Annotated in this window: 25 protein-coding genes and 2 tRNA genes; 14 read left to right on the top strand and 13 right to left on the bottom strand. The window is 60.8% G+C overall.

Annotated features, from left to right (window positions below):
• Positions 1-22: 22 nt before the first annotated feature.
• Genes ACR0K9_RS07015 through mraZ form a run of 6 tightly spaced genes read right to left on the bottom strand, consistent with a single transcriptional unit; the run spans position 23 to position 6,567 of the window.
• Positions 23-1,417, bottom strand: a complete 1,395-nt coding sequence (locus tag ACR0K9_RS07015; RefSeq protein WP_480821833.1) for a UDP-N-acetylmuramoyl-tripeptide--D-alanyl-D-alanine ligase — start codon at positions 1,415-1,417, stop codon at positions 23-25.
• Positions 1,414-2,895, bottom strand: a complete 1,482-nt coding sequence (locus tag ACR0K9_RS07010) for a UDP-N-acetylmuramoyl-L-alanyl-D-glutamate--2,6-diaminopimelate ligase (protein WP_480821831.1) — start codon at positions 2,893-2,895, stop codon at positions 1,414-1,416. Before ACR0K9_RS07010 ends, ACR0K9_RS07015 begins: the two co-directional genes overlap by 4 nt.
• Before the next feature lie 22 nt (positions 2,896-2,917).
• Positions 2,918-4,705, bottom strand: coding sequence for a peptidoglycan D,D-transpeptidase FtsI family protein (locus tag ACR0K9_RS07005; protein WP_480821829.1), 1,788 nt, complete (start codon positions 4,703-4,705; stop codon positions 2,918-2,920).
• Entirely contained in the window at positions 4,702-5,070 is a 369-nt protein-coding gene (ftsL, locus tag ACR0K9_RS07000; protein ID WP_480821827.1) for a cell division protein FtsL, read from the bottom strand. The genes ACR0K9_RS07005 and ftsL overlap by 4 nt, the downstream gene beginning before the upstream one ends.
• Positions 5,067-6,059: a 16S rRNA (cytosine(1402)-N(4))-methyltransferase RsmH gene (gene rsmH / locus ACR0K9_RS06995; RefSeq protein ID WP_480822079.1), complete on the bottom strand. Its 993-nt coding sequence runs from the start codon at positions 6,057-6,059 to the stop codon at positions 5,067-5,069. The genes ftsL and rsmH overlap by 4 nt, the downstream gene beginning before the upstream one ends.
• Before the next feature lie 4 nt (positions 6,060-6,063).
• On the bottom strand, positions 6,064-6,567 hold the full coding sequence (gene mraZ / locus ACR0K9_RS06990; protein WP_170476981.1) for a division/cell wall cluster transcriptional repressor MraZ: 504 nt from the start codon (positions 6,565-6,567) through the stop codon (positions 6,064-6,066).
• An 892-nt stretch (positions 6,568-7,459) separates the two neighbouring features.
• Here mraZ and ACR0K9_RS06985 point away from each other — a divergent pair.
• Together ACR0K9_RS06985 and ACR0K9_RS06980 are read left to right on the top strand one after the other, a co-directional pair.
• A complete protein-coding gene (locus ACR0K9_RS06985) occupies positions 7,460-7,678 on the top strand; it encodes a DUF1127 domain-containing protein (RefSeq protein ID WP_480530040.1) in 219 nt (72 codons plus the stop codon).
• A gap of 375 nt (positions 7,679-8,053) precedes the next feature.
• Complete coding sequence (locus ACR0K9_RS06980) at positions 8,054-8,344, top strand: DUF1330 domain-containing protein (protein ID WP_480821825.1); 291 nt, start codon at positions 8,054-8,056, stop codon at positions 8,342-8,344.
• A gap of 3 nt (positions 8,345-8,347) precedes the next feature.
• On the opposite strand, the gene ACR0K9_RS06975 is transcribed toward ACR0K9_RS06980, so the two are convergent.
• A complete protein-coding gene (locus ACR0K9_RS06975; RefSeq protein WP_480821823.1) occupies positions 8,348-10,864 on the bottom strand; it encodes an ATP-dependent helicase in 2,517 nt (838 codons plus the stop codon).
• 168 nt (positions 10,865-11,032) lie between these two features.
• Between ACR0K9_RS06975 and ACR0K9_RS06970 the strand changes: the two genes are divergently transcribed.
• The 3 genes from ACR0K9_RS06970 to ACR0K9_RS06960 all read left to right on the top strand — a co-directional run bounded on the left by ACR0K9_RS06970 (position 11,033) and on the right by ACR0K9_RS06960 (position 17,085).
• Positions 11,033-12,826 carry a sensor domain-containing diguanylate cyclase gene (locus ACR0K9_RS06970; RefSeq protein ID WP_480821821.1) on the top strand — a complete coding sequence of 598 codons (1,794 nt, stop codon included), beginning with the start codon at positions 11,033-11,035 and terminating at the stop codon, positions 12,824-12,826.
• A 366-nt stretch (positions 12,827-13,192) separates the two neighbouring features.
• Positions 13,193-16,630: a pyruvate carboxylase gene (locus tag ACR0K9_RS06965; protein ID WP_480821819.1), complete on the top strand. Its 3,438-nt coding sequence runs from the start codon at positions 13,193-13,195 to the stop codon at positions 16,628-16,630.
• A 71-nt stretch (positions 16,631-16,701) separates the two neighbouring features.
• A complete protein-coding gene (locus ACR0K9_RS06960) occupies positions 16,702-17,085 on the top strand; it encodes an MAPEG family protein (protein WP_480821817.1) in 384 nt (127 codons plus the stop codon).
• 9 nt (positions 17,086-17,094) lie between these two features.
• Here the strand turns inward: ACR0K9_RS06960 and ACR0K9_RS06955 are convergent, their stop codons facing one another.
• Positions 17,095-17,247 (bottom strand): hypothetical protein, encoded by a 153-nt coding sequence (locus tag ACR0K9_RS06955; RefSeq protein WP_480821815.1) that lies wholly within the window; start codon positions 17,245-17,247, stop codon positions 17,095-17,097.
• A 148-nt stretch (positions 17,248-17,395) separates the two neighbouring features.
• On the opposite strand from ACR0K9_RS06955, the gene ACR0K9_RS06950 reads away from it, so the two are divergent.
• The 3 genes from ACR0K9_RS06950 (at position 17,396) to ACR0K9_RS06940 (ending at position 18,522) form a co-directional block, all read left to right on the top strand.
• Positions 17,396-17,470 (top strand) — tRNA-Gly (locus tag ACR0K9_RS06950).
• Between the two features lie 34 nt (positions 17,471-17,504).
• Positions 17,505-17,579: transfer RNA gene (locus ACR0K9_RS06945), tRNA-Gly, on the top strand.
• An 82-nt stretch (positions 17,580-17,661) separates the two neighbouring features.
• The gene (locus ACR0K9_RS06940; RefSeq protein ID WP_480821813.1) at positions 17,662-18,522 is read left to right on the top strand and encodes a GNAT family N-acetyltransferase; all 861 of its coding nucleotides are present in this window, start codon (positions 17,662-17,664) and stop codon (positions 18,520-18,522) included.
• On the opposite strand, the gene ACR0K9_RS06935 is transcribed toward ACR0K9_RS06940, so the two are convergent.
• Complete coding sequence (locus tag ACR0K9_RS06935) at positions 18,519-18,758, bottom strand: Lrp/AsnC ligand binding domain-containing protein (protein ID WP_170615187.1); 240 nt, start codon at positions 18,756-18,758, stop codon at positions 18,519-18,521. The two genes, ACR0K9_RS06940 and ACR0K9_RS06935, sit on opposite strands and share 4 nt — an antisense overlap.
• A 154-nt stretch (positions 18,759-18,912) precedes the next feature.
• Here ACR0K9_RS06935 and hisB point away from each other — a divergent pair, with 154 nt between their 5' ends.
• Together hisB and hisH are read left to right on the top strand one after the other, a co-directional pair.
• Positions 18,913-19,500: an imidazoleglycerol-phosphate dehydratase HisB gene (gene hisB, locus ACR0K9_RS06930; protein ID WP_480821811.1), complete on the top strand. Its 588-nt coding sequence runs from the start codon at positions 18,913-18,915 to the stop codon at positions 19,498-19,500.
• Between the two features lie 86 nt (positions 19,501-19,586).
• Positions 19,587-20,225 carry an imidazole glycerol phosphate synthase subunit HisH gene (hisH, locus tag ACR0K9_RS06925; protein WP_480821809.1) on the top strand — a complete coding sequence of 213 codons (639 nt, stop codon included), beginning with the start codon at positions 19,587-19,589 and terminating at the stop codon, positions 20,223-20,225.
• 3 nt (positions 20,226-20,228) lie between these two features.
• On the opposite strand, the gene ACR0K9_RS06920 is transcribed toward hisH, so the two are convergent.
• Positions 20,229-20,630: a DUF2147 domain-containing protein gene (locus tag ACR0K9_RS06920; RefSeq protein WP_480530060.1), complete on the bottom strand. Its 402-nt coding sequence runs from the start codon at positions 20,628-20,630 to the stop codon at positions 20,229-20,231.
• 133 nt (positions 20,631-20,763) lie between these two features.
• Here ACR0K9_RS06920 and hisA point away from each other — a divergent pair, with 133 nt between their 5' ends.
• Entirely contained in the window at positions 20,764-21,483 is a 720-nt protein-coding gene (hisA, locus tag ACR0K9_RS06915) for a 1-(5-phosphoribosyl)-5-[(5-phosphoribosylamino)methylideneamino]imidazole-4-carboxamide isomerase (protein WP_480821807.1), read from the top strand.
• A gap of 1 nt (position 21,484) precedes the next feature.
• On the opposite strand, the gene ACR0K9_RS06910 is transcribed toward hisA, so the two are convergent.
• A complete protein-coding gene (locus ACR0K9_RS06910; protein WP_480530591.1) occupies positions 21,485-21,877 on the bottom strand; it encodes a DUF302 domain-containing protein in 393 nt (130 codons plus the stop codon).
• 174 nt (positions 21,878-22,051) lie between these two features.
• On the opposite strand from ACR0K9_RS06910, the gene hisF reads away from it, so the two are divergent.
• From hisF to ACR0K9_RS06895, 3 genes are all read left to right on the top strand, one after another.
• Entirely contained in the window at positions 22,052-22,813 is a 762-nt protein-coding gene (hisF, locus tag ACR0K9_RS06905) for an imidazole glycerol phosphate synthase subunit HisF (protein WP_480530064.1), read from the top strand.
• Complete coding sequence (locus ACR0K9_RS06900; protein ID WP_480821805.1) at positions 22,810-23,127, top strand: phosphoribosyl-ATP diphosphatase; 318 nt, start codon at positions 22,810-22,812, stop codon at positions 23,125-23,127. Before hisF ends, ACR0K9_RS06900 begins: the two co-directional genes overlap by 4 nt.
• A gap of 74 nt (positions 23,128-23,201) precedes the next feature.
• Positions 23,202-23,768 (top strand): hypothetical protein, encoded by a 567-nt coding sequence (locus tag ACR0K9_RS06895; RefSeq protein ID WP_480821803.1) that lies wholly within the window; start codon positions 23,202-23,204, stop codon positions 23,766-23,768.
• A 3-nt stretch (positions 23,769-23,771) separates the two neighbouring features.
• Here ACR0K9_RS06895 and ACR0K9_RS06890 read toward each other — a convergent pair whose 3' ends face one another.
• Together ACR0K9_RS06890 and ACR0K9_RS06885 are read right to left on the bottom strand one after the other, a co-directional pair.
• A complete protein-coding gene (locus tag ACR0K9_RS06890) occupies positions 23,772-24,242 on the bottom strand; it encodes a CoA-binding protein (protein WP_480821801.1) in 471 nt (156 codons plus the stop codon).
• A gap of 202 nt (positions 24,243-24,444) precedes the next feature.
• Positions 24,445-24,891: a YHS domain-containing (seleno)protein gene (locus tag ACR0K9_RS06885; protein ID WP_480530072.1), complete on the bottom strand. Its 447-nt coding sequence runs from the start codon at positions 24,889-24,891 to the stop codon at positions 24,445-24,447.
• Positions 24,892-24,977: the final 86 nt, after the last annotated feature.

Here is a 24,977-nt window from a genome sequence, read left to right as displayed (position 1 = left end):
CTCACACGGGCATCAACGGCGCTTACGGCTCAAGCGCGCCCCCTTGCCCCATTTTCCGCAGACCGTCAACAATCTGCGCCAATGCCATGCTGAGCGAACCTTTTGCCAACACCGCATCGCCATCCCGGATCAGCTGGGACAGACGGGCGGCCATCTCATCGCTGGTCTCGGTCCACAGCCCGCGTTTGTCTTCGGGCAACGCCTGATGCAGCGATTGCATCAGCGGGCCGATGCAATGGACCTGATCGACCTGCGCCATCGCGGTCACCTCAGCCATGGCGGCGTGCATCGCCTGTTCCTGCGCGCCCAGTTCTTTCATATCGCCCAGAAACGCGATCTTGCGTTTGCCCTGCGATGCGGCCAGCACGTCCAACGCGGCCTCCATCGAGGTCGGGTTGGCGTTGTAGCTGTCATCCAGAAGCTCAATCTGACCGCCACTCGGCAGCGCAATCATCTCGCGCACACCGCGCCCCTTGACCGGGGACCAGCGGCGCAGGCCCGCAATAGCCTGATCCAGATCGACGCCCAATTCGGCACAAGCCGCCAGAGCGCCCAATGCGTTCATCGCGAAATGCGTGCCAGCAGAATGCACGTCGAACCGGACGGACTTGCCGCCAACCGTCCCCTGCGCCTGCACGTTGTCCGGCCCCTGCACCACGTCCGTCAGGGAATAGTCCCGCGCGTTGCGGCCAAACTCGACAATCCTTGCACCCTTGGCCTCAGCGCAGTCGCGCAGGATGTCGGCGTGCTCGATATCCGCATTGACGATGGCGGCCCCGCCATCGGTCAGCCCGTCGAAGATCGCGGCTTTTTCGTGCGCAATGCCTGCGACCGAGTCGAAAGCTTCCAGATGCACCGCAGCCACGGTCGTCACCAGCCCTACATGCGGTTGTGCCTGACGGGCCAAAGGGGCGATTTCGCCGGGATGGTTCATGCCGATCTCGATCACCGCGAATTCGGTGTCGCGCGGCATCCGGGCCAGCGTCAGCGGCACACCCCAATGGTTGTTGTAGCTGGCGACGCTGGCATGGGTTTTGCCTTGCGTTTCCAGAATGCTGGCCAGCATTTCCTTGGTCGAGGTCTTGCCGACGCTGCCGGTCACGCCAACCACGCGCGCGTCGGTCCGGGCGCGGGCGGCCTGCCCCAGCGTCTCGAGCCCTTGCAACACATCATCTACGATCAGCAGCGGCGCATCCTCGGGTACACCTTCGGGGATGCGGGACACCAGCGCGGCCCCCGCGCTTTTCTCCAGCGCTTGCGCCACGAAATCATGACCGTCGCGGGCGGCTTTCAGTGCCACGAACAGGTCGCCCGGTTGCAATGTGCGAGTATCGATGGAGATTCCGTTGACCTGCCAATCTGAGGTCGCACGACCCTTGGTGGCTTCGGCGGCCTCGGCTGCGGTCCAGAGCGTCATGCGACCCTCCCGTCCAGCGCGGCGACCGAGATACTGACCTGTTCCATATCGTCAAAAGGCAGCACCTGATCACCCACGATCTGACCGGTTTCATGGCCTTTGCCCGCGATCAGCAGCGCATCGCCCGGTTGCAGGGCGTCGATGCCGCGCAGGATGGCCTCGGCCCGGTCGCCGACTTCGGTGGCCTCGGGCGCGCCCAGCATGACAGCGGCGCGGATGGTGGCCGGGTCTTCGCTGCGCGGGTTGTCGTCGGTGACGAAGACCAGATCGGCATTGTCCGCCGCTGCCTGCCCCATGAGCGGGCGTTTGGTGGCATCGCGGTCGCCGCCCGCGCCGACAATGGCGATCAGGCGGCCCATCACATGCGGGCGCATCGCTTTCAGCGCCGTGGCCACCGCATCGGGTGTATGGGCGTAATCGACAAACACCGCCGCGCCGTTTTCGCGGGTGGCGGCCAGTTGCATCCGGCCCCGCACGGTGGTCAGGTGCGGCAGGGTTTCAAACACGCGCTCGGGGTCCTCGCCCGCCGCAATAACCAGACCGCAGGCGAGCAGAACATTTTCAGCCTGAAACCCGCCGATCAGGTTCAGGCGGGTCTGATACACCTTGCCCTTCCAGGAAAAACGCAGGTCCTGTCCGGTGGCGTCAAACCTTTGATTCAACAGGCAAAGGTCAGAGCCCTCAGGCCCCACCGTGATGACATTCTGGCCCCGCGCCTCGGCGATCTTGCGCATCTCGGCACCTTTCGGGTCGCCAAGATTGATCACCGCGATTCCGTCTTCGGGCAGCACCCGGTCGAACAGACCCGCCTTGGCAGCGAAATAGGCCGCGAAGGTGTCGTGATAATCCAGATGGTCCTGCGTGAAGTTCGAGAATCCGGCGGCGGTCAGATGCACCCCGTCCAGACGGCGCTGTTCGAGCCCGTGCGAGGATGCCTCCATCGCCGCATGGGTCACACCGTTCTGGGCCGCCTCGGCCAAACAACGGTGCAGCGTGATTGGCTCGGGCGTGGTGTGGGCCAGCGGCGCGGTCCATGCGCCTTCAACCCCGGTGGTGCCGAGATTGACGGCGGCCAGATCAAGCTCGGTCCAGATCTGTCGGACAAAGCTGGCCACGGATGTTTTGCCATTGGTGCCGGTGACCGCCACAATGGTCTGCGGTTGCGCGCCGAACCATAGTGCGGCGGCACCGGCCAGCGCTTGACGCGGATCCTCGGTCACGATCAATGCGGCGTCGGATGCGGCCAGTTCGGAGGCCGCGATCTCGGCCCCTTTGGCGTCGGTCAGGATGGCGGCAGCGCCCATGCGCAGGGCGAACTGGATGAACTCACCCCCGTGAAGGCGGGTGCCGGGAAGGGCTGCGAACAGGAAGCCGTCCTTCACCTCGCGGCTGTCGACGGCCAGTCCGGTGATGTCGGGATTCGCCCCGCCCCGTGCGGTCAGGGCCAGTTCGCTGAGTTTCTTTGATCGATTGCCCATGACCCACCTCTTGTCGGACAGCCTAATTCGAGGTCAGCGTTATAGCAGCGCGCGCCTCAGGCTCAAGCCGGGGTCTGAGACCCAAAAGCGGTGCCACCCGCCCGATCAATTCGGCGGCCACGGGAACGGCGGTCCAACCTGCCGTGCGGCGCTTTTCGCCGTAGGCAACGATGGACGGCTCATCCAGCGTGACGATCAGCACATATTTCGGATCGTAGGCCGGAAAAATGGTGGCGAAGGTGGCGATTACCTTGTCATCATAATACCCACCACGCGGTTTGGGCTTGTCTGCAGTGCCAGTTTTGCCTGCCACATCATATCCCTTAACGTCGCCAAAGCTGGCCGTGCCATCGGTGACAACCTTGCGCAGCATGTTCTGCGCTTGTTTGGCCGTGTTTTCGGACATCACGCGTGGGCCGTATTGCGGACCATTGCGGCGCAGGATGGTCGGGCTGACATAGTGCCCGCCATTGGCAATCGCGGCATACCCGGCGGCCAGATGCATCGGGCTGGTCGACAGGCCATGACCGTACGAGATGGTCACGGTGCTTAGTTCGCCCCATTTCTTGGGCTTGAGCGGTTGACCGCCTTTGGCCTCGACAATCTCAAACGGAGTGGGGTCGAACATGCCCAGTGCATTCAGGAAATCCTGCTGCCGCTGCCCGCCGATCTGCAGCGCCAATCGCCCGGTGCCCCGGTTCGAGCTATGGACGATCACATCAGCCACGCTGATCTCGCCATAGTTCTTGCCGTTGAATTCCCCAATCGGGAAGCGGCCGATTTTCATCGGGCCAGAGGTGTCGATGATTGTGTTTGAATTCACCAGCCCCAGTTGCACCGCCTGCGCGGCAGTGAAAATTTTGAACACCGAACCCAGCTCATAAACACCCTGCACATAGCGGTTGAACAGCGGGCTGTCCGAGGGATCAAAGCCCGTAGTCGGCGGACGCGGGCGGTCGTTGGGATCGAAGGATGGCAGCGAGGCGGCAGAAACCACCTCACCTGTATGCGCATTCATTAGAACCGCCGAAGCCCCCTTGGCATTCATGATCTTCATGCCACCATAGAGCACTTGCTCAACGGCGGCCTGAACGGTCAGGTCCAGCGACAGTTGAAGGGGCTTGTTGCCGTTGGCCGGGTCGCGCAGATAGTCGTCGAACTGCTTTTCGACGCCCGCCACGCCGATCACCTCGGCGGCGCTGACTCCTTCGCGGCCAAATCCCGAGCCGCCCAGAATATGCGCGGCCAGTCGTCCGTTCGGATACAGCCGCATTTCACGGGGCCCGAACAGAATGCCCGGATCGCCGATATCATGCACCGCCTGCTTTTGCTCGGGCGAGATGCGTTTCTTGATCCAGAGGAACTTGCGCTTGCCGGTGAAGTCCTTGACCAGACGGTCCCTGTCCAGATCGGGGAAGATGGCGACCAGTTGCTCGGCAGCGGCAATCGGGTCGATCATCAGCGGCGGTTGCGCGTAGACCGAGTAAGTGTCCAGATTGGTTGCCAGAATGCGGCCTTCACGGTCAACGATATTGGCGCGCTGCATGGCGATGGAGGCACCCGGCGCGCTGGCCAGCGGCTCCTGCGCCTCGGACGTTGCCAAAGCACCCATGCGGAAGCCCACGACCGAGAAGGCGCAGAAGAAAAACAGACCCAGCACCAGCAGACGGCCTTCGGCGCGGGCACGGGCGCGGTCTTTCATGTCTTCGTGGCGCTTGCGGATATTCTCACGCTCAATCGCTTTGGGGTTTTCGCCTTTGGCGCGGGCGTCGAGGATACGGGCCAAAGGGCGGAGCGGTGTGCGGGTCATGGAATCTGCACCTCGATCAGAGCCTGAACGTCGGTGATCTGCTCCAGCTCAAGCGGGTCGACAATGGGCAGGTCCGGGTCTTCGCCATAGGAAATCTGGTCAGCGCGACCAAACTGTTCGGCGCGCAGGGGCAGCAGGCCCAGACGTTCGAAATTCAGGTCTGCCAGTTCGCGCAGACGGTCGGGCCGGTTCAGATAGGCCCATTCGGCGTTCAGCACCGCCAGCCGCGCCTGCGCCATACCGATCTTGCCCTGCAGCGATTGCGTTTCCCGCAGCACTTGCTGGGTGCGATAGTTTTCCTGATAGGCCCAGAGCGCCAGACCGAACACGGAAAGGGCTGTCAACACATACAGAATACTCTTCATCTTGCCTTCCCCCCCAGTTGCGGCATGCCGATGGCGCGGGCTTCGATTTCCCCGGCCGAAGCGTCCGTCCGGACCGCGACACGCAGCTTGGCCGAGCGCGCACGCGGATTTTCCTGCAATTCCTGATCGTCCGGCCCCACGGCCTTGCGGGTCTTCAGGGTAAATTGAGGCTGTTCCTGCTGCATCTCGGGCGCATAGCGGTTGGCCCGGCCGGTCTTGCCCGCGCGCGACTGGAAGAACCGTTTGACCATCCGATCCTCGATGGAGTGGAAAGTGACAACGGCCAGTTGCCCGCCCGGTTTCAGCGCGCGTTCGGCGGCCATGAGGCCCTGAAACAGCTCTTCATATTCCGCATTCACCGCGATGCGCAGCCCCTGAAAGCTGCGTGTCGCCGGGTGCGATTGACCGGGCTTCGGGCGCGGCAGGCAGGATTCGATGATCTCGGCCAGACGCAGGGTCGTGGTGATCGGTTCCTCAGCCCGCGCCTTGACGATGGCCTTTGCGATGCGACGGCTGGCGCGTTCCTCGCCGAAATGGAACAGGATATCGGCCAGTTTCGCCTCGGTCGCCTCGTTCACAAGATCAGCGGCGCTTTCGCCTTCCTGGCTCATGCGCATGTCCAGCGGGCCGTCTTTCATGAAGGAAAATCCGCGTCCGGCCTGATCCAGTTGCATCGACGACACGCCAAGGTCCAGCACCACACCGTCGAGACCCTGCGCATATTCATCCATGCGAGAGAACACGCCCTGCTGCATTACCAGCCGTCCCCCGTATTCCCCGGCCCAATCGGCGGCCATTTCAAAGGCCAGCGGGTCACGATCCACGCCAATGACTTTCTCGGCCCCGGCCTCGAGCAGACCACGGGTATAACCGCCTGCGCCGAATGTGCCATCCAGCCAGACACCGGATACCGGCGCCACGGCAGCCAGCAACGGGCGCAGCAGAACAGGGATATGAGGTTTGTCGGAAGAATTCTGAGCGCCGGCCATGCCGTCACCCATCCCCGATGCCATCGAGATACTGCATCGGATCGAAATCCTCGGGCAGATCGTCCAGCCATTCCTCGGTCGTGGCCAGTTCCTCGGCCTCGTATGTCTCGGGCTTCCAGATCTGGAAGGTGTCACCGGCAGCGATAAAGAACGCCTCGTTCTCAAGATCGATCTTGTTGCGCAGCTTGGCGGGCAGTACCAGACGGCCGGTTTCGTCCACGTTGGTCGGGAAGGACTGACCGTGGAACATCCGCTGCAGCATCCGCCGCTGCATCGAGCCACGCGGCAGCGCGTCGATCTTGGCGTCCACCTCGTCGATCGCTTCCATCGTATAGCATTCAAGGTATTTGCGGCGGTGGTCGCCATAGACAATCACAAGTTCAGGATTGTCACCGGGCTGCCAGTTGGGGTCCGAGGCCTCAAGCACACGGCGAAACGAGGCCGGGATCGAGACCCTGCCCTTCGTGTCCACCTTATGGTGGCTTTCACCTCTAAACCTGCGCGCCAAGACGACTGTCCCTTTCGCTTGCGCCCCACCTCAAAATTCACGTTCCCCCCGGATGAAAAACGGCGGGTTGATCTGCTGCCACTGATCAACCCGCCGCATTGACCCGCTTTGCGGGATGTCCAGCTGCGCGCGCCACCTGGGGGGATGTCTGCTCGCCCGCGCGCCGGATCTGTTAAGTGATGAAAGCGAGATGCCTGTATGAAACCTGTTTTGTATTTTTGGTTCGGGGTCGTTTGGCGCCCCTTAACTGTCCTCGCCCTCATCGGGTATCTAAGGGATGCCATGGGAATTTATGGAAATCAACAGGAAATTTGCCTGAAGAGAATCTACTCAGGCCTCGGAACGAGGTTAAAACAATCGAATTTCAAAATACATACACCACAAATTGCGAACACAGATCAGTTTACTACCACATATCCACAAAATTCGGGCTAATAAATATTCCCGTGAATTCCCGACAATTTTCCAATTAAGTATAAAAACTGTCGTTGTTGCTGCAAAAATTCGTTTTTCCACCGCGAATCACGGCCCCCGACAGGTCTTTCCCGTGCACAGCCCATGGTTTCCCATAAGCCGCCGCCAACATTGTCCCGGACCGGCGCGTTGCTTTGCGCGCCAGCATATTCGCCCACATAAATGACCCGCACGAACACAGGGGATGCCCCCATGCTCTATGCACCTGACTGGCAGAGGCGTCTTTCCGCCTGCATATAGATGTATTGCAAAAGCCCATTTTGGGGTTTGCCGGAATATCCCGACAATCCATGCGCTTGCTGCATAGCAGCATTGACGACGCAAGCTATTGTGCAATTGCAGCATTCACCTATTTTCAGTCTCAAGTAAACGCCGGACGACACCGGCACGCAAGAATGAACGGATGATGAAAATGGCAATGGCAGGCACACAAACAGCTCTGAAAGGCACCCCCGCTTTCGGGATCGCCGCGCTGGTCGAAACCGTAAAAACCCGCGTTGGGCAATATTTTCTGTACCGCCAGACCGTCAACGAACTGTCGGCACTGTCGGACCGCGAGCTGGCCGATCTGGGGCTGCACCGCTCGATGATCCGCCGCCTGGCGCTGCAGGCCAGCGAAGACCGCGCCACTCGATAAGCGCGACTCGAAACACCGAGATCAGGTCCGTCCTCCTCCCTTTCGGACCTGTATTTCAGCGGCGACGCCTCTCCTCCTCCCTGACGTTGCCGCACCTTATACCGGCCCTGACTGCCGGAACCTGATACATCGGGGCTTTCCTCCTCCCTGCCCCGATGTTGAAAGCGCGCGGCGACGCCTTCCTCCTCCCTGACGTCGCCGCGTCTTCCTCATACCGGGATCAGACCCGGGTTCGGATACATCGGGGCTTCCTCCTCCCTGTCCTGATGTAGAAAAGAACGGCGGTTCCCCTTCCTCCTCCCTGGGAACCGCCGTTTTTCGTTTTGACGCACAAGATGTAAGCTGGGGCCGTGAACGATTTCTCAGGAGCATCCCATGGCCGCCTATTTCATCGCCCAGATTTCCATTCATGACCCCGAGGGGTATCAGAAATATCTTGAAGGCTTCATGCCGATCTTTGACCGCCATGGCGGGCGTTTGCTGACCGTTTCCTCAAAACCCGTCGAAGTGATCGAGGGCAGCTGGGCCGAAGACGGCATCGTCCTGATGGAGTTTCCGGACATGGCCGCAGCCCGGGCCTGGAAGGACGACCCGGATTATGTCGAGCTGGCAAAGATCAGGCAACAAACGGCGACCACCAATCTGGTGCTGGTCGAAGGGCTGTAAACGTCAGAACGGCACGTCGTCTTTGTTGGTCAGGAACCGCGAGACGACTTTCTTCACCCCCGCCTTATCGAAATCGACCTCGACCTTGTCGCCCTCGATGCCGATCACTGCGCCATAGCCGAATTTCTGGTGAAACACCCGCTCGCCCAGCGTGAAACTGGCCAATGCGGTGGCGTCGATCACTGTGTTGCGGCTTTCTTTCGGCTGAGACATCCCATACTGCCCCTGCCGCGCCTGCAGACGTTTCCAGCCGGGTGAGTTATAGACATTCGCCTCGGCTGCGCGGGTCTCGATCCCGGCTGTTGTCTGACCACCACCATAAAGGCCCGGAGGCGTCAGCACCTCCACATGATCCTCGGGCAACTCGTCGATGAATCGCGACGGCATCGAATTCTGCCACTGCCCGAACACCCGCCGGTTGGCGGCAAAGGAGATTGTACAGACCTCTTCGGCGCGGGTGATGCCGACATAGGCCAGCCGCCGTTCCTCTTCGAGGCCCTTGAGGCCCGATTCGTCCATCGACCGCTGCGAAGGGAACAGGCCATCTTCCCACCCCGGCAGGAACACGGCGGGAAACTCCAGCCCCTTGGCTGCGTGCAGGGTCATGATCGAGACCTTGGCCCCGTCCGAATCCTGCTCGTTATCCATCACCAGACTGACATGTTCCAGGAACCCCTGCAGGTTCTCGAAATTATCCAGCTGGTTGACCAGTTCCTTGAGGTTTTCCAGCCGCCCTGGCGCTTCGGGACTAGTATGAACGAGTGGGTCACCGCGTTCACGTTCTTCTTCGGTCTGAGGCTTAAAGTAGGAGAGCGTGTAGCCCGACTCATCCAATATTGTTTGGGCGAGTTCGATATGATCATAGCCGCGAGCAGACTCTGAAGGCATTGTTTCGACCACCGGCTCTAAGACATCATCGTTGTCTTCTTCCTGACGATAAGATGCATCGTACTCTTCACCTAAGAGTGAGCGAGGCGGCCGCTGTGGCGTTTGTGAGGTTGCTGCTCGTCCTCCAGAAATAACAACAGAACTCCACCGCGCCAGCCCGTCGATCAACTCGCGCAAGGCCTTGACGCCTCTTGCGCCGATCAGTTTTCTTTCAACAACAATCCGCGCGCCTTCGACCAGAGATACCCCATTTTCGCGCGCCACCACCTGAATGGTTTGCTGCGCCTTGTCGCCAAGGCCGCGTTTGGGCGTGTTCACGATGCGCTCGAAGGCCAGATCATCCTCGGGGCTGACCACCAGCCGGAAATAGGCCATGGCATCGCGGATCTCCATCCGCTCATAGAATCGCGGGCCGCCGATTACCTTGTAGGGCAGACCGATGGTCAAGAATCGGTCCTCGAAGGCGCGCATCTGGTGCGAGGCGCGCACGAGAATCGCCATTTCATCCAGGTTCATCGGGCGGATACCGCGCGTGCCGCCTTGCAGCGCGTCGATCTCCTCACCGATCCAGCGCGCCTCTTCCTCGCCGTCCCAATGGCCGATCAGATGGACCTTGTGTCCATCCTCAGCGTTGGTCCACAGTTCCTTACCCAAACGGTTTTCATTGCCGCGAATGACATTCGACGCAGCGGCCAGAATATGCGGGGTCGAACGGTAGTTCTGCTCCAACCGCACGACGAAAGCGCCCGGGAAATCCTTTTCGAACCGCAGGATGTTGCCCACCTCGGCCCCGCGCCAGCCATAGATCGACTGGTCATCGTCACCGACGCAGCAGATATTCTTGTGCCCCCCGGCCAGCAGACGCAGCCAGAGGTATTGGGCGACGTTGGTATCCTGATACTCGTCGACGAGGATGTAGCGGAACCAGCGCTGGTATTGTTCCAGCACATCTGGATGGGTCTGGAAGATCGTCACCATGTGCAGCAACAGGTCGCCAAAATCCACCGCGTTCAGTTCGCGCAGGCGGGTCTGGTACTGGGCATAAAGCTCGATGCCCTTGTGATTAAAGGCCCCGGCATCCGCAGCGGGCACCTTGTCGGGCGTCAGGGCGCGGTTCTTCCAATCATCGATGATCCCCGCCAGCATCCGCGCGGGCCAGCGCTTGTCGTCGATATTGGCGGCCTGAGTGAGTTGCTTGAGCAGCCGTTTCTGGTCATCGGTGTCCAGAATGGTGAAGTTCGATTTCAGATCGACCAGTTCCGCATGGCGGCGCAGCAGCTTGACGCAGATCGCGTGGAACGTGCCCAGCCACGGCATCCCCTCGGCAGGGCGGCCCAGCATGCGGCCAACGCGTTCTTTCATCTCACGCGCGGCCTTGTTGGTGAAGGTCACCGCCAGAATCTCATTCTCGCGCACGCGGTGGGTTCTGAGCAGATGGGTGATCCGCGCGGTCAGCGCCTTGGTCTTGCCTGTCCCGGCCCCGGCCAGCATCAGAACCGGACCGTCCAGCCGCTCGACCGCTTCGCGCTGCGCCTGGTTGAGGTCGTTCAGATAGTCTGCCGACGCCGCAGGCATCGCCCGCGCCGACAGCGATGCGCCTTCGAAGGCGTCCATTTCGTCAAAACTGCTCATAGCTCCAAACTACGCCGGATGGGCGCGGAGGGAAAGGCTTTGTTCACGGGTTGTTCGCAAGGAATTTACCACCCGTTCCGTTAAATTCTAAACAAACGCGCCGGTGCCGTTAACCCTCTGTCAAACCTCGCCAAAGATGCTGCCCTTATTGCTGTGGGAGCGCGGGTTATGAAACAGTTAGAACAAACAGGCCGGACCTCGGGCCTGAAAATGGCGGGTATCTCGCTGATGCTGGTGGTGCTGACGGCGCTGGCAGGTTGGGGGATTTACGCGATCCCGGCCCCGGTGGTCGACCGGATGCTGGAAACGGACCTGCGACACCGCGCGATGCAGTTGAACCAACAGGTCGCATCTCATCTGGATGACGTGGAAGCCACGTTTCGATACGGTATGCTTGACGAGCATGATGCAGAGTTTCTGGAACTGTTGCCCCAGACTTCGGACATCTACCGTTTCAAGCTGTTTGACAGCGAAGGGCGCGTTTTCTGGTCGACCCGCGCGGCTGACATCGGAACCGTAAATACTGATTCCTTCTTTCAGGAAACCCTTGCAGTGGGCGGGTCATTTTACAAACACGAGGAACAACCGATCTCCGAGGTCAGCGCGCTGGATCACGAGGTGATGGCAGGGTCCGGCAAGGAAAGTTGTCATGTGGCCGAGATTTTTACGCCCGTCTTCAAAGACGGGCAGTTTCTGGGCGCCATCGAATTCTACGCGGACATCACGCCGCAGCGGGATTTGTTCATCAACCGCGTCCGGTGGTCTTTGGCGGTGCTGTGCGGTGTGGCTCTGTTGGCGCTGGCGGCAGTTATTCTGGTGATCTACCGAACCAATCGCAGGCAGGTGCGCGATTTGCGGGTGCGCGCTGCCAAGGAACGTGAGTTGATGGATGAACAACTGCGCCTTGCGCGTGAAGTCCGTCTGCTGGGTGAGTTGAACGAGTGGCTGCAATCCAGCCGTTCGCTGGACGAGCTGTTCGATATGGTCTCGCGCTTCATGACGCATATCCTGCCCGAGGCCGAAGGCAGCGTGTATGTCTATTCCAACTCACGCGATGTGCTGGACGGCTGCGCCAGCTGGAATGGCGGCACACACAAGGCGCATATCCACCCCGAGGGCTGTTGGGGCTTGCGGCGCGGGCGGACCTATGAATTCGGCGCATCCGAGATCGATTTCGTCTGCGAACATGCCGAGCCGCATGACGGGCGGGCCTATTTCTGCTTTCCGATTCTCGCGCATGGCGAGACGGTCGGCCTGTTGCATCTGCGCGCCATTGAGGGCCGCGATGAGTGTTTCAATAAAAGCCGCAAACTGGCTCAGTTATGCTCGGAACAGATCAGCATGGCGATTGCGAATGTACGCATGCGCGATCAGTTGCATGACCAGTCGGTGCGCGACCCATTGACCGGCCTGTTCAATCGCCGCCACATGACCGACACGCTGCGCAAGTCCATCAGCCGCAGCCAGCAGACCGGCGCTCCGCTAAGTCTGATCGCGGTGGATGTGGATCACTTCAAGAAATTCAACGGCACCCACGGGCATGACGCTGGCGATATGGTGCTGCGCGCGGTGGGGTCGGCGCTTGAACAGGGCTGCGACCGGGACGAGATTGCTTGTCGGATCGGCGGTGAGGAATTCATGCTGATCCTGCCGGACAACGCCCCGGATGACGCCATGACCCGCGCCGAGCAGGTGCGGCAGGCGGTCGAGGCGATCACTGTCCGGTATGGAGAGAAATCGCTGCCGCGCATCACCATATCAGTCGGCGTTGCGCATTATCCGGCGCATGGCGCGATGCCGCAGGATCTGATGCGCGCGGCGGATGACGCGCTCTATATAGCCAAGGACAAGGGACGCAATCAGGTTCAGGTGGCGCAATCCGGGGCAATTGCGGGGCGTTGTGAAGACAACAGTCAAACAACCCCGACGGCTCGGCCCGCGCCCAGGAACTCGGCGGCCTGATGGCAGTGGATCGGCAACGCTGAGCGTGCTGCAGGGGTCGCAGGCCTGTGCGGATTTGCGGCCTTCAGGATGTCATCGGTGCCATCAAGCAATAAGCAGAAACCAGGGAACCTGTGCACAACAGGAATCGAAGCTCCGTGGAGCGGAAAATGCAGCTCATAACCCCGTGCTTGCCCAGTTGAACCAGGTTCATTCAGACACTCAAAATACAACATTTGATGCTGCGGCGCAGCGCGTGTAAAAGAAAAGCGCCAAGGGGCGGCGTTTGCGAGCGTTAACATGCCGGTTCTACCCAGAACTACAGATGTACGTGGCCCTATTGTCCGCCTATGCACTGGGCCACAGCTATAAAGACCGGGACCTGAAATGACTGACTTCAAGAAAATCCTGATCGCCAACCGCGGCGAGATTGCCATCCGCGTGATGCGGGCAGCCAACGAGATGGGCAAGCGCACCGTCGCGGTCTTCGCCGAAGAGGACAAGTTGGGCCTGCACCGGTTCAAGGCGGACGAGGCCTATCGCATCGGCGAAGACCTGGGGCCCGTTGCCGCCTATCTGTCGATTGACGAGATTATTCGCGTGGCCAAGGAATGCGGCGCCGACGCTATCCACCCCGGTTATGGCCTGCTGTCGGAGAACCCGGATTTCGTGGATGCCTGTGTTCAGAACGGCATCACCTTCATCGGCCCCAAGGCCGAGACCATGCGCGCCCTTGGCGACAAGGCTAGCGCCCGGAAGGTCGCCATTGCGGCCGACGTTCCCGTCATCCCGGCCACCGAAGTTCTGGGGGATGACATGGCAGCGATCAAGGCCGAGGCGGCCGAGATCGGATACCCTCTGATGCTGAAAGCCAGCTGGGGCGGCGGTGGGCGCGGCATGCGCCCGATCCTGTCCGAGGATGAGCTGGAAGAGAAGGTCCTGGAAGGCCGCCGCGAGGCCGAAGCCGCCTTTGGCAATGGTGAGGGCTATCTGGAAAAGATGATCACCCGCGCCCGCCATGTCGAGGTTCAGATTCTCGGCGACAAGCATGGTGAGATTTATCACCTGTACGAACGGGATTGCTCGGTCCAGCGCCGCAACCAGAAGGTGGTGGAACGCGCCCCTGCCCCGTATCTGACCGAAGAGCAGCGCGCCGAAATCTGCGAGTTGGGCCGCCGAATCTGCGCCCATGTGAACTATGAATGCGCCGGTACCGTCGAATTCCTGATGGATATGAACACCGGCAAGTTCTACTTCATCGAAGTGAATCCGCGCGTGCAGGTGGAACACACCGTCACCGAGGAAGTCACCGGCATCGACATCGTGCAGGCTCAGATTCTGATCGCCGAGGGCAAGACTTTGGCCGAGGCCACCGGCAAAGCTGCGCAGGATGATATCCGTCTGAACGGCCACGCGCTGCAGACCCGCGTGACCACTGAGGATCCGCTGAACAACTTCATCCCCGATTATGGCCGCATCACTGCCTATCGCTCGGCCACCGGCATGGGCATCCGTCTGGATGGTGGCACGGCTTATGCGGGCGGGGTGATCACGCGGTATTACGATTCGCTGCTGACCAAGGTCACCGCATGGGCGCCGACGCCCGAAAAGGCGATTGCCCGTATGGACCGCGCCCTGCGCGAATTCCGTGTGCGCGGTGTCAGCACCAACATCGCCTTTGTCGAGAACCTGCTGAAGCACCCGACTTTCCTGTCGAATGAATACACCACCAAGTTCATCGACGAGACACCGGACCTGTTCGCCTTCAAAAAGCGCCGCGACCGGGGCACCAAGGTTCTGAACTATATCGCCGACATCACGGTGAACGGGCACCCTGAAACCAAGGACCGCCCCGAACCGCGCGCCGACCTGAAAGAGGCCAAAGCCCCCGCGCCCAAGGCGGAACCGATGATGGGCACCCGCAACCTGCTGGAGCAAAAAGGCCCGCAGGCTGTCGCCGACTGGATGAAGGCGCAGCGGCAATTGCTGATCACCGACACCACCATGCGCGACGGGCACCAGTCGCTGCTGGCGACCCGGATGCGCTCGATCGACATGATCAAAGTGGCGCCGACCTATGCCGCGAACCTACCGCAGCTGTTCAGCGTCGAATGCTGGGGTGGCGCGACGTTTGATGTGGCCTATCGCTTCCTGCAGGAATGCCCATGGCAGCGCCTGCGCGACCTGCGCGAAGCGATGCCGAACCTGATGACCCAGATGCTGCTGCGCGGGGCCAACGGGGTTGGCTACACCAACTACCCCGACAACGTGGTGCAAGAGTTCGTGCGCCAGGCGGCCAAGGGTATCGACGTATTCCGCGTGTTCGATTCGCTGAACTGGGTCGAGAACATGCGCGTCGCCATGGATGCGGTGATCGAGAACAACAAGATCTGTGAAGGCACCGTTTGTTATACCGGTGACATTCTGGACCCGGACCGTGCCAAGTATGACCTGAAATACTATGTCGGCATGGCGAAGGAACTGCGCGACGCGGGCGCGCATGTGCTGGGCCTGAAGGATATGGCGGGCCTGCTGAAACCGGCCTCGGCCAAGATCCTGATCCGTGCGCTGAAGGAAGAGGTCGGGTTGCCGATCCACTTCCACACACATGACACAGCCGGTATCGCCAGCGCCACCATCCTTGCGGCATCCGAGGCCGGTGTGGACGCGGTGGATTGCGCCATGGACAGCTTCAGCGGCAACACCTCACAGGCGACGCTGGGCACCGTGGTCGAGGCGCTGCGCCATACCGAGCGTGACACCGGGCTGGACATCAAGGCGATCCGCGAGATCAGCGATTACTTCGAAGCGGTGCGCGGCCAATACGCGGCCTTCGAATCCAGCCTGCAGGCCCCCGCATCCGAGGTCTATTTGCACGAGATGCCGGGCGGCCAGTTCACCAACCTCAAGGCGCAGGCGCGCTCATTGGGGCTGGAGGAACGCTGGCACGAGGTCGCGCAGATGTATGCCGACGTAAACCAGATGTTCGGCGATATCGTCAAGGTGACGCCGTCTTCCAAGGTGGTCGGTGACATGGCGCTGATGATGGTCAGCCAGAACATGACCCGCGAACAGGTCGAGGATCCGAACACCGATGTCGCCTTCCCCGATTCGGTCGTCGACATGATGCGTGGCAATCTGGGCCAGCCTCCGGGCGGGTTCCCGGACACCATCATCCAGAAGGTCCTGAAAGACGAGGCCCCCAACACTGAGCGCCCCGGCAAACATGTCGAAGCGGTCGATCTGGAAGCCACCCGTGCCGATCTGTCCAAACAGCTTGAGGGCAAAGAGATCGATGACGAGGACCTGAACGGATACCTGATGTATCCCAAGGTGTTCCTCGACTATATGGGCCGTCACCGCACCTATGGCCCGGTGCGCACGCTGCCGACGCGGACGTTCTTCTATGGCATGGAGCCGGGAGAGGAGATCACCGCCGAGATCGACCCCGGCAAGACGCTGGAAATCCGCTGTCAGGCCATCGGTGAAACGGATGAGAATGGCGAGGTTCGCGTGTTCTTCGAACTCAACGGCCAGCCCCGCGTGATCCGGGTGCCGAACCGACTGGTCAAGGCCACCACAGCGCAGCGCCCCAAGGCCGAGTCTGGCAACCCCAACCACATCGGCGCACCGATGCCGGGTGTGGTGGCCACGGTTGCCGCCAGCGCCGGGCAAGAGGTCAAGGAAGGCGATCTGCTGCTGACCATCGAGGCGATGAAAATGGAAACCGGCATCCACGCCGAGCGCGACGCGGTGGTCAAGGCCGTCCATGTCCAGCCCGGCGGTCAGATTGACGCAAAGGACCTGCTGGTCGAACTGGAATAACCGGTTTAGCCTTCTAAGCTAACAAGGGCCGTTCGGGGAACCGGGCGGCCCTTTCAACATCAGGAGACGCCATGCTGACCATCACCCCGATCTACGCCGCGTTGATCGCCTTTCTGTTTGTAGCGCTCAGCGTGAACGTCATATTGCAACGCCGGGCGGGCAAAATCTCGGTCGGCGACCATGGCGACAAGGCCATGATCAAGGCGATGCGAACACAGGCGAATTGCGCCGAATACGCCCCTTTTGCCTTGCTGCTGATCGCTATGGTCGAGCTGCAGGGCGCTGGCGGGTGGCTCGTGAATCTGCTTGGACTGTCGCTGTTGGCGGGGCGTCTGCTGCACGCCCACGGCTTTGGCAAGACACCGCAGATCATCATCCTGCGCCAGATCGGCATGGGGCTGACATTCGCGGCGATTCTGTTGGCCGCGATTGCGAATTTCGTGCTGGTTTTGTGAGCGCGCGGCTTATCCCGTCAGAACCTGCGCCTGAACCGAAGGCGCATGAGGCGGGATCGGCTGCACTTCCGCCAGTTCATCGTCGCTTTGACCACAGATAACCGTGGTCAGAGCGATCAGCGCAGCCAGTATCGCCATTTTTATGTCTGTGATATCCGTCATTTTGTTTATTCAATCCCTCGTTTCACCAAGCCCTATGCCCATTCAACGCATCAGCCGTGGATTTCCGTCGAAAGATTTTTGCGGCTTTTTGTGTTTTTCCGCTTGCAGCCTCGTGTGGGAATTTATACATCCCTCCTCACTCAACGGCGCGGGCGTAGCTCAGGGGTAGAGCATAACCTTGCCAAGGTTAGGGTCGGGCGTTCGAATCGCCTCGCCCGCTCCATTGAGAGGTCTTCGGACCAACATATGTATCTGATGCGGGCGTAGCTCAGGGGTAGAGCATAACCTTGCCAAGGTTAGGGTCGGGCGTTCGAATCGCCTCGCCCGCTCCAGATACCAAACCTTCCCAACATGCTGGTTCTTTCGCGTCGGGTGCGCCATTCTGGTTGTATTCCGCAATGCAGGATTCAGCTCATGCCCGATTATGTCATCCGCCCGCTTAACGCAGACGAAGTGCAGAAAGCCGTGGATTGGGCCGGGCACGAGGGATGGAACCCCGGCCATCAGGACGCCGCATGTTTTCGCAGCACCGACCCAAAGGGGTTTCTGGGCGGGTTTCTGGATGGCGAGATGATCGCGTCAATCTCGCTCGTTCATTACAACGATGCGTTTGCGTTCCTTGGGTTCTATATCGTTCGGTCCGAACATCGCGGCTGCGGCCATGGGTATAAGCTTTGGCGCCATGCGCTGGATCGCTGTACCGCGGGCAATATCGGGCTGGATGGGGTTGTCGATCAGCAACACAACTATCGCAAATCGGGGTTCAGCTTTGCCTATAACAACTATCGCTTCACCGGCATCGCCGGGGACATGCAGAGGGCACTGAACCCATCAGCAGACACCGAACCGCTGACGGCGCTGTCCGAGGATCTCAGAACCTATGACCGCCAACTCTTTCCCGCTGCGCGCGATGCCTTCCTGCAGGATTGGCTGAACGCTCCGGGGCATATGTCCCGTGTTTTCGTCAGCGATGGGAATATCAAGGGACACGCCACGCTTCGCCCCTGCAGAACCGGGTACAAGATCGGCCCCTTGTTTGCCGATGACGCAGAGATCGCGCGTGCCTTGCTGGCCGACCTTCTGGCCGCCCTGCCCGCCGATCAGGCCGGGCGCGAGGTGTTTATCGACATGCCCCAGCCCAACGCGGCCGCTTTCGCTTTGGCGTCCGAGCTTGGGCTGGAAAAGGTCTTTGAAACCGCGCGGATGTACACCGGCCACGAACCCGAGATTGATCTGAGCCGAATCTTCGGCGTGACCACGTTTGAACTGGGCTAGAACGCCTTGAACGTCATCGTGGTCAGCGAGCGTTCGATATTGGGAATCACCAGCAGGTTTTCGTTGATGAAATGGCCCACATCCTCGGTCTCGGGGATGTAGAGTTTCAGCAGCAGGTCATATTCGCCGCTGGTGGAATAAAGCTCGGAATGGATTTCGCGCAGGGCGATCTCTTCGGCCACTTTATAGGTGGAACCGGGTTTGCAGCGGATCTGGATGAAAACGCAGGTGGACATGGGCCGGGCCTTGTTGGTTCGTGTTGCCCGCAGGCTGGCACGGGCTGCGTCCGGGTGCAATCCCCTGCAACAGTTTGCGGCGAAGGTGTCAAGCGGTCTGGATAGGCAGCCTTTCCGCGTCTATAAGCGCCCCTGTAGCAAAAGGAATTCGCCCATGCGCAGCGCTCAGATCAGCCGTCAGACCGCCGAGACCGAGATTTCGGTTCAGGTCAATCTGGACGGCACCGGCCAGTATGACAACCAGACCGGCGTCGGGTTCTTTGACCACATGCTGGACCAGTTGGCGCGCCATTCGCTGATCGACATGACGATCCGGGCCAAGGGCGATTACCACATCGATGACCACCACACGGTCGAGGATACCGGGATTGCGCTGGGTCAGGCACTGACGCAGGCGCTGGGGGACAAGAAGGGTATCCGCCGCTATGGCGCGTGCCATTTGCCAATGGATGACGCACAGGTGCGCTGTGCGCTCGACCTGTCGGGGCGTTCGTTCCTGATCTGGAATGTGGATCTGCCGACGCAGAAGATCGGCACCTTCGACACCGAGCTGGTGCGCGAGTTCTTTCAGGCGCTCAGCACCCATGGCGGCATAACGCTGCATATCGACCAGCTGCACGGCTTCAACAGCCACCACATCGCCGAGGCTGCCTTCAAGGCCGTCGCCCGCGCCCTGCGCGACGCGGTCGAGACCGATCCGCGCAAGGCGGATGCGATTCCGTCGACCAAGGGCGCGCTGTAAGCTGGGGTAGTGGGGCGTTGCCCCTCTTGGCCTGCGGCCAATTCACTCCGCCGTATTTTTAACAAGAAGAAGAACAGGGTCACGCGATGTTGACGGCGATCATCGATTACGAAAGCGGCAATCTGCACTCGGCAGAGAAGGCGTTTCAGCGTATGGCGCGCGAGATGGACGCGGGCGAGGTCGTCGTGACCTCGGACGCGGATGTCGTGGCACGGGCGGATCGACTGGTACTGCCGGGCGATGGCGCTTTCCCGGCTTGCGCGGCGGAACTGCGGGGCCACAAGGGCATCTATGACGCCATGGTCGAGGCGGTCGAGCAGAAGGGCCGCCCGTTTCTGGGCATCTGCGTCGGCATGCAGCTTATGGCGACCACGGGCCATGAGTATTCCGAGACCGACGGTCTGGGCTGGGTGGCCGGAGATGTTGTCAGGATCGAGCCCTCGGACAGCGCCCTGAAGGTGCCGCATATGGGTTGGAACGATCTGGTGCTGGAAAGCGACCACCCGGTCTTTGACGGGGTAAGCTCGGGCGATCACGCCTATTTCGTCCATTCCTACCACTTCCGGGTGACTGATCCGGCAGAGCGGCTGGCTTTCGTAGAGTATGGGCAAGAGGTCACGGCCGTTATTGGCCGCGACACGATGGTTGGGATGCAGTTCCATCCTGAGAAAAGCCAGGATGTCGGCCTGCGCATGATCGGCAACTTCCTGACCTGGGCGCCATAGGCGTTATTCGATGCGGGTCCAGACCTGCCCGCGACAGACCAGACCACCTGCAACGCATCCTTTGACTGTCAGCTTGTTCTGATCGTCCAGCGTCATCTTCGAACTGTAGGTCTTGTCGCGATCCGGAGCCCAGATCTTGCCGTCATCATAGCTGCCGTCCCCTTCGGGGATCATATCCCAGATGATCTGCTTGCCGAGATTCTCGTATTCCAGTTGCTGGTTACCATCCGCGTCGAAGGCGCTGTCGATGGTGCCGCAGATGGCGCTGCCGCATTCGGCAATCGAAACATGCAGATAGCCCCCGCTATCGCCGGGCGCGGTCTTCCACAACCCGTCCACCGGGTCGGCGGCAAAGGCGCTGGTGGCGAGGGCGGTGAACGCCGCCGCAAGTGTATATCTGTTCATGGCAATCTCCCTGTTTTTCGGCCAGTCTGGCCCGCGAAAGGGCGGCGGGCAAGAATGACTTGGCGTCGCGTTGCGCCCCTGCCTTGCCTGTGCGATATCCCGCGCGTGTAACAGTGATATAGGGCCGCCCGACATGATCCTCTACCCCGCCATCGACCTGAAAGACGGCAATGCCGTGCGCCTGCTGCGCGGTGAAATGGACAAGGCGACGGTCTTCAACGAAGACCCCGCCGCGCAGGCCCGCGCCTTTGTCGAAGCCGGGTGCGAGTGGCTGCATCTGGTCGATCTGAACGGCGCCTTCGCGGGTGAGCCGGTGAACGCCGCCCCGGTCGAGGCGATCCTGAAGGCGTGCAACGTGCCCGCGCAGCTGGGCGGCGGCATCCGCGACATGGCCACCATCGAGACCTGGATCGACAAAGGTCTGGCGCGGGTGATTCTGGGCACTGTGGCGGTGGAAAATCCCGATCTGGTGCGCGAAGCGGCCAAAGCCTTCCCCGGCAAGGTTGCCGTGGGCATCGACGCGCGTAACGGCATGGTCGCCACCAAGGGCTGGGCCGAGGAAACCGACGTGCAGGTCACCGATCTGGCCCGCAGTTTCGAGGACGCGGGCGTGGCCGCCATCATCTACACCGACATCAACCGCGACGGTGCGATGCAAGGCCCGAACATTGAGGCCACGGCGGCGCTCGCACAGGCGGTGTCGATCCCGGTGATCGCCTCGGGTGGCGTCAGCTCGCTGGGCGATCTGATCGCCCTGCGCGATTGTGGAGTTGAACTGAACGGCGCGATCTCGGGTCGCGCACTCTATGATGGCGCGATTGACCTGGCTGAGGCCATTCGCGCCCTGAGCTGATTTATTGCGCGGCAGCGGCGGTCAGTTTCGCCAAAGCGCCGCGCATTTTTTCGATGACCGGAGAGTCCTCGACCGCGTCGAGATCATCCATCGTCTCTTTAGGGTCCTCATAGGCCAGCCAGACCTGCCCGTCTGCGTCCTCATAGGCCTGCACCTTCAGCGGCAGGAACAGACCAGCGCGCGGGTCGGCCTGCATGGCGGGCGTGCCCAGTTTCGGGTTGCCGAAAATCAGCACCTGATTGGCTGGGATGCTCAGCCCCACCTTCTCGGCCCCTGCTGCGTGATCGACGCGGGCAAACACGGTCGCGCCCGCATTGCCCACCGCAGCTTCGAGCGCGTCCAGCGCCTCGGCCACGGATTTGTTGGTTTCCACTTTGATGATGTCTTCAGCCATGGCGGACAGTGCGCCTCCGAATGTGAGTATTGAAGCCAGAATAAGATGTCGCATCTCGATAATCCTTTTCATGAATTTCACCTCTAAATTCCATGGCTTCACGACAGATCACAATCACAAGTCTGGCATCGGCAGGGCTTTGCCGGTAGAGGTGCCCGCAATAGAGGGCACCCAATGCTGAAAACCCGTATCATTCCCTGTCTGGATGTCGCCGATGGCCGCGTGGTCAAAGGTGTGAATTTCGTTGGCCTGCGCGATGCGGGCGATCCGGTGGAATCGGCCAAGGCCTATGACGCCGCCGGTGCAGACGAGATCTGTTTTCTGGACATCCACGCCACGCATGAAAATCGCGGCACCATGTTCGATGTGGTGCAGCGCACGGCCGAGCAGTGCTTTGTGCCGCTGACCGTGGGCGGTGGCGTGCGCACCAAGGATGATGTGCGCGCCCTGCTGCTGGCGGGGGCGGACAAGGTTAGCTTCAACTCTGCCGCCGTCGCCAACCCGGATGTGATTGCCGAGGCCGCGGACCAGTTTGGCAGCCAGTGCATCGTCTGCGCCATCGACGCCAAGACCGTCAGTCCCGGCAAGTGGGAGATTTTCACCCATGGCGGGCGCAAGCCCACCGGCATCGACGCGGTGGAGTTCGCCAAGACCGTCGTTGCCAAGGGCGCAGGGGAAATCCTGCTGACCTCGATGGATCGCGATGGCACCAAGGCGGGGTTCAACCTGCCCCTGACCCGAGCCATTTCCGACGCCGTTGACGTGCCCGTCATCGCCTCGGGCGGCGTCGGCACTCTGGACCATCTGGTCGAAGGCGTCACCAAGGGCGGGGCCAGCGCGGTGCTTGCCGCCTCAATCTTCCATTTCGGCGAATATACCATCCGCGAGGCCAAGGAGCACATGGCCGCCGCCGGCATTCCGATGAGGCTGACATGAGCATCCTGCACGAACTGACCGCTATCATCGACGCGCGTAAGGGCACGGACCCCGACAGCAGCTGGACCGCCAAACTGCTGGCCAAAGGCCCCGAGAAATGCGCTGAGAAATTCGGCGAAGAAGCCATTGAGGCGATTATCGAAGCGGTCAAAGGGGATCGTGAGAAACTGACCTCTGAGGCGGCGGATGTGCTATATCACCTGCTGGTCATGCTGGCCGCGCGCGATGTGGCGCTGGATGATGTGCTGGCCGAACTGGACCGGCGCCAGGGCACCAGCGGCATCGCCGAAAAGGCGGCCAGACCAAAGGGCTGAACTGCCGGGTTTCTTGCAACGATGTCGCTGGCTATACTCGGGCATCGGGACGCAGTGGGGCGAAGGGCACGTGAATGATCAGAGCGTTGGTGTTTGCCGCAGCCCTTGCAACCCTTGCAGCCTGCGCTGCGCCTCCGCGCTCGTCTGGGGACGAGGTGCAGAGACTGGCCAGCGAAATCCAAAGCCTGGGCCCCGATATCGACCCGGAAGAGGCGCAGCGGGCGGCGCGGATCGCCTATGCCTATACGGCGCAGCTGGTGCGGGAATACGAAATCACCGACCCACCCCTGATCCACAACGCCAAGGTCAACAAGGGCCTGCGCCCGCGGGGCCTCTGCTGGCATTGGGCCGAGGATATCGAGCGGCGCCTGGACCTGGAACAATTCCGCACGCTGGAAATGCACCGCGCCATCGCCAACGCGGACAATCCGTTCCGCATCGACCACAGCACCGCCATCATCAGCCGCAAAGGTGAGACGATGTATGACGGCGTTGTGCTAGACCCATGGCGGTATGGCGGTGTGTTGTTCTGGTCCCCGTTGACCGAAGACACCAAATACGACTGGGTCCCGCGTGAGGTGGTGCTTCAGCAACGGCGGATAGAGCAATATGGGGAACTGAAGCCCTATGCGGGCGGCTAGCCGTCATAGCTTGGACGAAATCACCCCGGTTGCGAAACCGCCCATGCGCAGTTCGCCAAATAGGCGCTGGTATTCGATCTTGGGGCAGCGATTCATCACCACATCAACGCCACGCGCCTCAGCCTTGCTCGCGGCTTCGGCGTGTTCGACGCCGATCTGCATCCAGATGGTGCGCAGGTTTGGAAATGCGTCCAGTGCTTCGTCTACTATGGGCGGCACCGCCTCGGAGCGGCGGAAGATGTCGACCATATCGACGGGCTCGGAAATCTCGGACAATGAGGCCCGCACCGTCTGACCGAACAGCAGCTTGCCCGCATGGCCGGGATTGACCGGTATCACCGCATACCCCTTTAGCGACAGGTAACGCGCCACGTAATAGCTGGGCCGCACAGGGTTCATCGACACGCCCACAACAGCGACGGTTTTGGTGCGATGCAGGATGTCTTTCAGAAAGGCGTCGGAATAATCTGGCATGCCCCATCCTTAGCAGGGTTCCAAAAAGAAAAAAGCGCCCAAGAAACCTTGGGCGCCAGTTGTTGGAACGAGGGACAGTGAAATGACCCGCGGCAGTTCCATTCCGCGGTCACTGTGACATTTAAGCATGAGTTCGCCAAAAAAAAGAGGGGGCGCGCATTTTTGTGATGACAGATCACGAAAAGCGGAAAATCGCCTGCCGCTAGTAAAGGGCTGCGGGCCAGTTGGCCTCGGCCTTGCGGATATTCTGCGACACGTTTTGCTTCCAGATCCGCTCAATCGCTTGCGAATGCGTCAGATAAAGCTTGCCCTGAACGATCTGCCAGGCCGCCGGATCAGTGCTGGAGAGATCGCCATAGATCATTGCGTAGGCGCAATAGCCGCCGAACTGAGGCGCAAAGGCACGTGGGTTGCGCTCGAACCGGTCGCGGTTTTCTTCGGATGCGAATTGCCAGCGCGCGCCTTTCCAGATCAGCGCGATATCGGGATCGCCTTGTACCGGCTCTCCGACCTGAAAGTATGACACCGTATCATAGCCCGAAATAGCTGCCCCGTTATCGGCATAATACATGGGTTTTTCCTGCGCCCGGACCATGGGGGCAACGGCAAGACAGGACAGACTGGTTACAAAGCTACGTCGGGTCAGCATCTGGCGATTCATCGGCTTGAATAATGAAGGTTTTAAGATGCATATTTCACACGGCTGCGAAAACCCCCTATGACGCCGATGTGAAC

It is taken from the genome of Ruegeria sp. L12 (assembly GCF_056531745.1).
This window is presented reverse-complemented; position numbering and strand designations above follow the sequence as displayed.

Bases quoted from the DNA above. Each gene is read 5' to 3' on its own strand.
- ACR0K9_RS07015 (WP_480821833.1), bottom strand. From the start codon at position 1,417: ATGACGCTCTGGACCGCAGCCGAGGCCGCCGAAGCCACCAAGGGTCGT.
- ACR0K9_RS07010 (WP_480821831.1), bottom strand. From the start codon at position 2,895: ATGGGCAATCGATCAAAGAAACTCAGCGAACTGGCCCTGACCGCACGG.
- ACR0K9_RS07005 (WP_480821829.1), bottom strand. From the start codon at position 4,705: ATGACCCGCACACCGCTCCGCCCTTTGGCCCGTATCCTCGACGCCCGC.
- ftsL (WP_480821827.1), bottom strand. From the start codon at position 5,070: ATGAAGAGTATTCTGTATGTGTTGACAGCCCTTTCCGTGTTCGGTCTG.
- rsmH (WP_480822079.1), bottom strand. From the start codon at position 6,059: ATGGCCGGCGCTCAGAATTCTTCCGACAAACCTCATATCCCTGTTCTG.
- ACR0K9_RS06985 (WP_480530040.1), top strand. From the start codon at position 7,460: ATGGCAGGCACACAAACAGCTCTGAAAGGCACCCCCGCTTTCGGGATC.
- ACR0K9_RS06980 (WP_480821825.1), top strand. From the start codon at position 8,054: ATGGCCGCCTATTTCATCGCCCAGATTTCCATTCATGACCCCGAGGGG.
- ACR0K9_RS06975 (WP_480821823.1), bottom strand. From the start codon at position 10,864: ATGAGCAGTTTTGACGAAATGGACGCCTTCGAAGGCGCATCGCTGTCG.
- ACR0K9_RS06970 (WP_480821821.1), top strand. From the start codon at position 11,033: ATGAAACAGTTAGAACAAACAGGCCGGACCTCGGGCCTGAAAATGGCG.
- ACR0K9_RS06965 (WP_480821819.1), top strand. From the start codon at position 13,193: ATGACTGACTTCAAGAAAATCCTGATCGCCAACCGCGGCGAGATTGCC.
- ACR0K9_RS06960 (WP_480821817.1), top strand. From the start codon at position 16,702: ATGCTGACCATCACCCCGATCTACGCCGCGTTGATCGCCTTTCTGTTT.
- ACR0K9_RS06955 (WP_480821815.1), bottom strand. From the start codon at position 17,247: ATGACGGATATCACAGACATAAAAATGGCGATACTGGCTGCGCTGATC.
- ACR0K9_RS06940 (WP_480821813.1), top strand. From the start codon at position 17,662: ATGCCCGATTATGTCATCCGCCCGCTTAACGCAGACGAAGTGCAGAAA.
- ACR0K9_RS06935 (WP_170615187.1), bottom strand. From the start codon at position 18,758: ATGTCCACCTGCGTTTTCATCCAGATCCGCTGCAAACCCGGTTCCACC.
- hisB (WP_480821811.1), top strand. From the start codon at position 18,913: ATGCGCAGCGCTCAGATCAGCCGTCAGACCGCCGAGACCGAGATTTCG.
- hisH (WP_480821809.1), top strand. From the start codon at position 19,587: ATGTTGACGGCGATCATCGATTACGAAAGCGGCAATCTGCACTCGGCA.
- ACR0K9_RS06920 (WP_480530060.1), bottom strand. From the start codon at position 20,630: ATGAACAGATATACACTTGCGGCGGCGTTCACCGCCCTCGCCACCAGC.
- hisA (WP_480821807.1), top strand. From the start codon at position 20,764: ATGATCCTCTACCCCGCCATCGACCTGAAAGACGGCAATGCCGTGCGC.
- ACR0K9_RS06910 (WP_480530591.1), bottom strand. From the start codon at position 21,877: ATGGCTGAAGACATCATCAAAGTGGAAACCAACAAATCCGTGGCCGAG.
- hisF (WP_480530064.1), top strand. From the start codon at position 22,052: ATGCTGAAAACCCGTATCATTCCCTGTCTGGATGTCGCCGATGGCCGC.
- ACR0K9_RS06900 (WP_480821805.1), top strand. From the start codon at position 22,810: ATGAGCATCCTGCACGAACTGACCGCTATCATCGACGCGCGTAAGGGC.
- ACR0K9_RS06895 (WP_480821803.1), top strand. From the start codon at position 23,202: ATGATCAGAGCGTTGGTGTTTGCCGCAGCCCTTGCAACCCTTGCAGCC.
- ACR0K9_RS06890 (WP_480821801.1), bottom strand. From the start codon at position 24,242: ATGCCAGATTATTCCGACGCCTTTCTGAAAGACATCCTGCATCGCACC.
- ACR0K9_RS06885 (WP_480530072.1), bottom strand. From the start codon at position 24,891: ATGCTGACCCGACGTAGCTTTGTAACCAGTCTGTCCTGTCTTGCCGTT.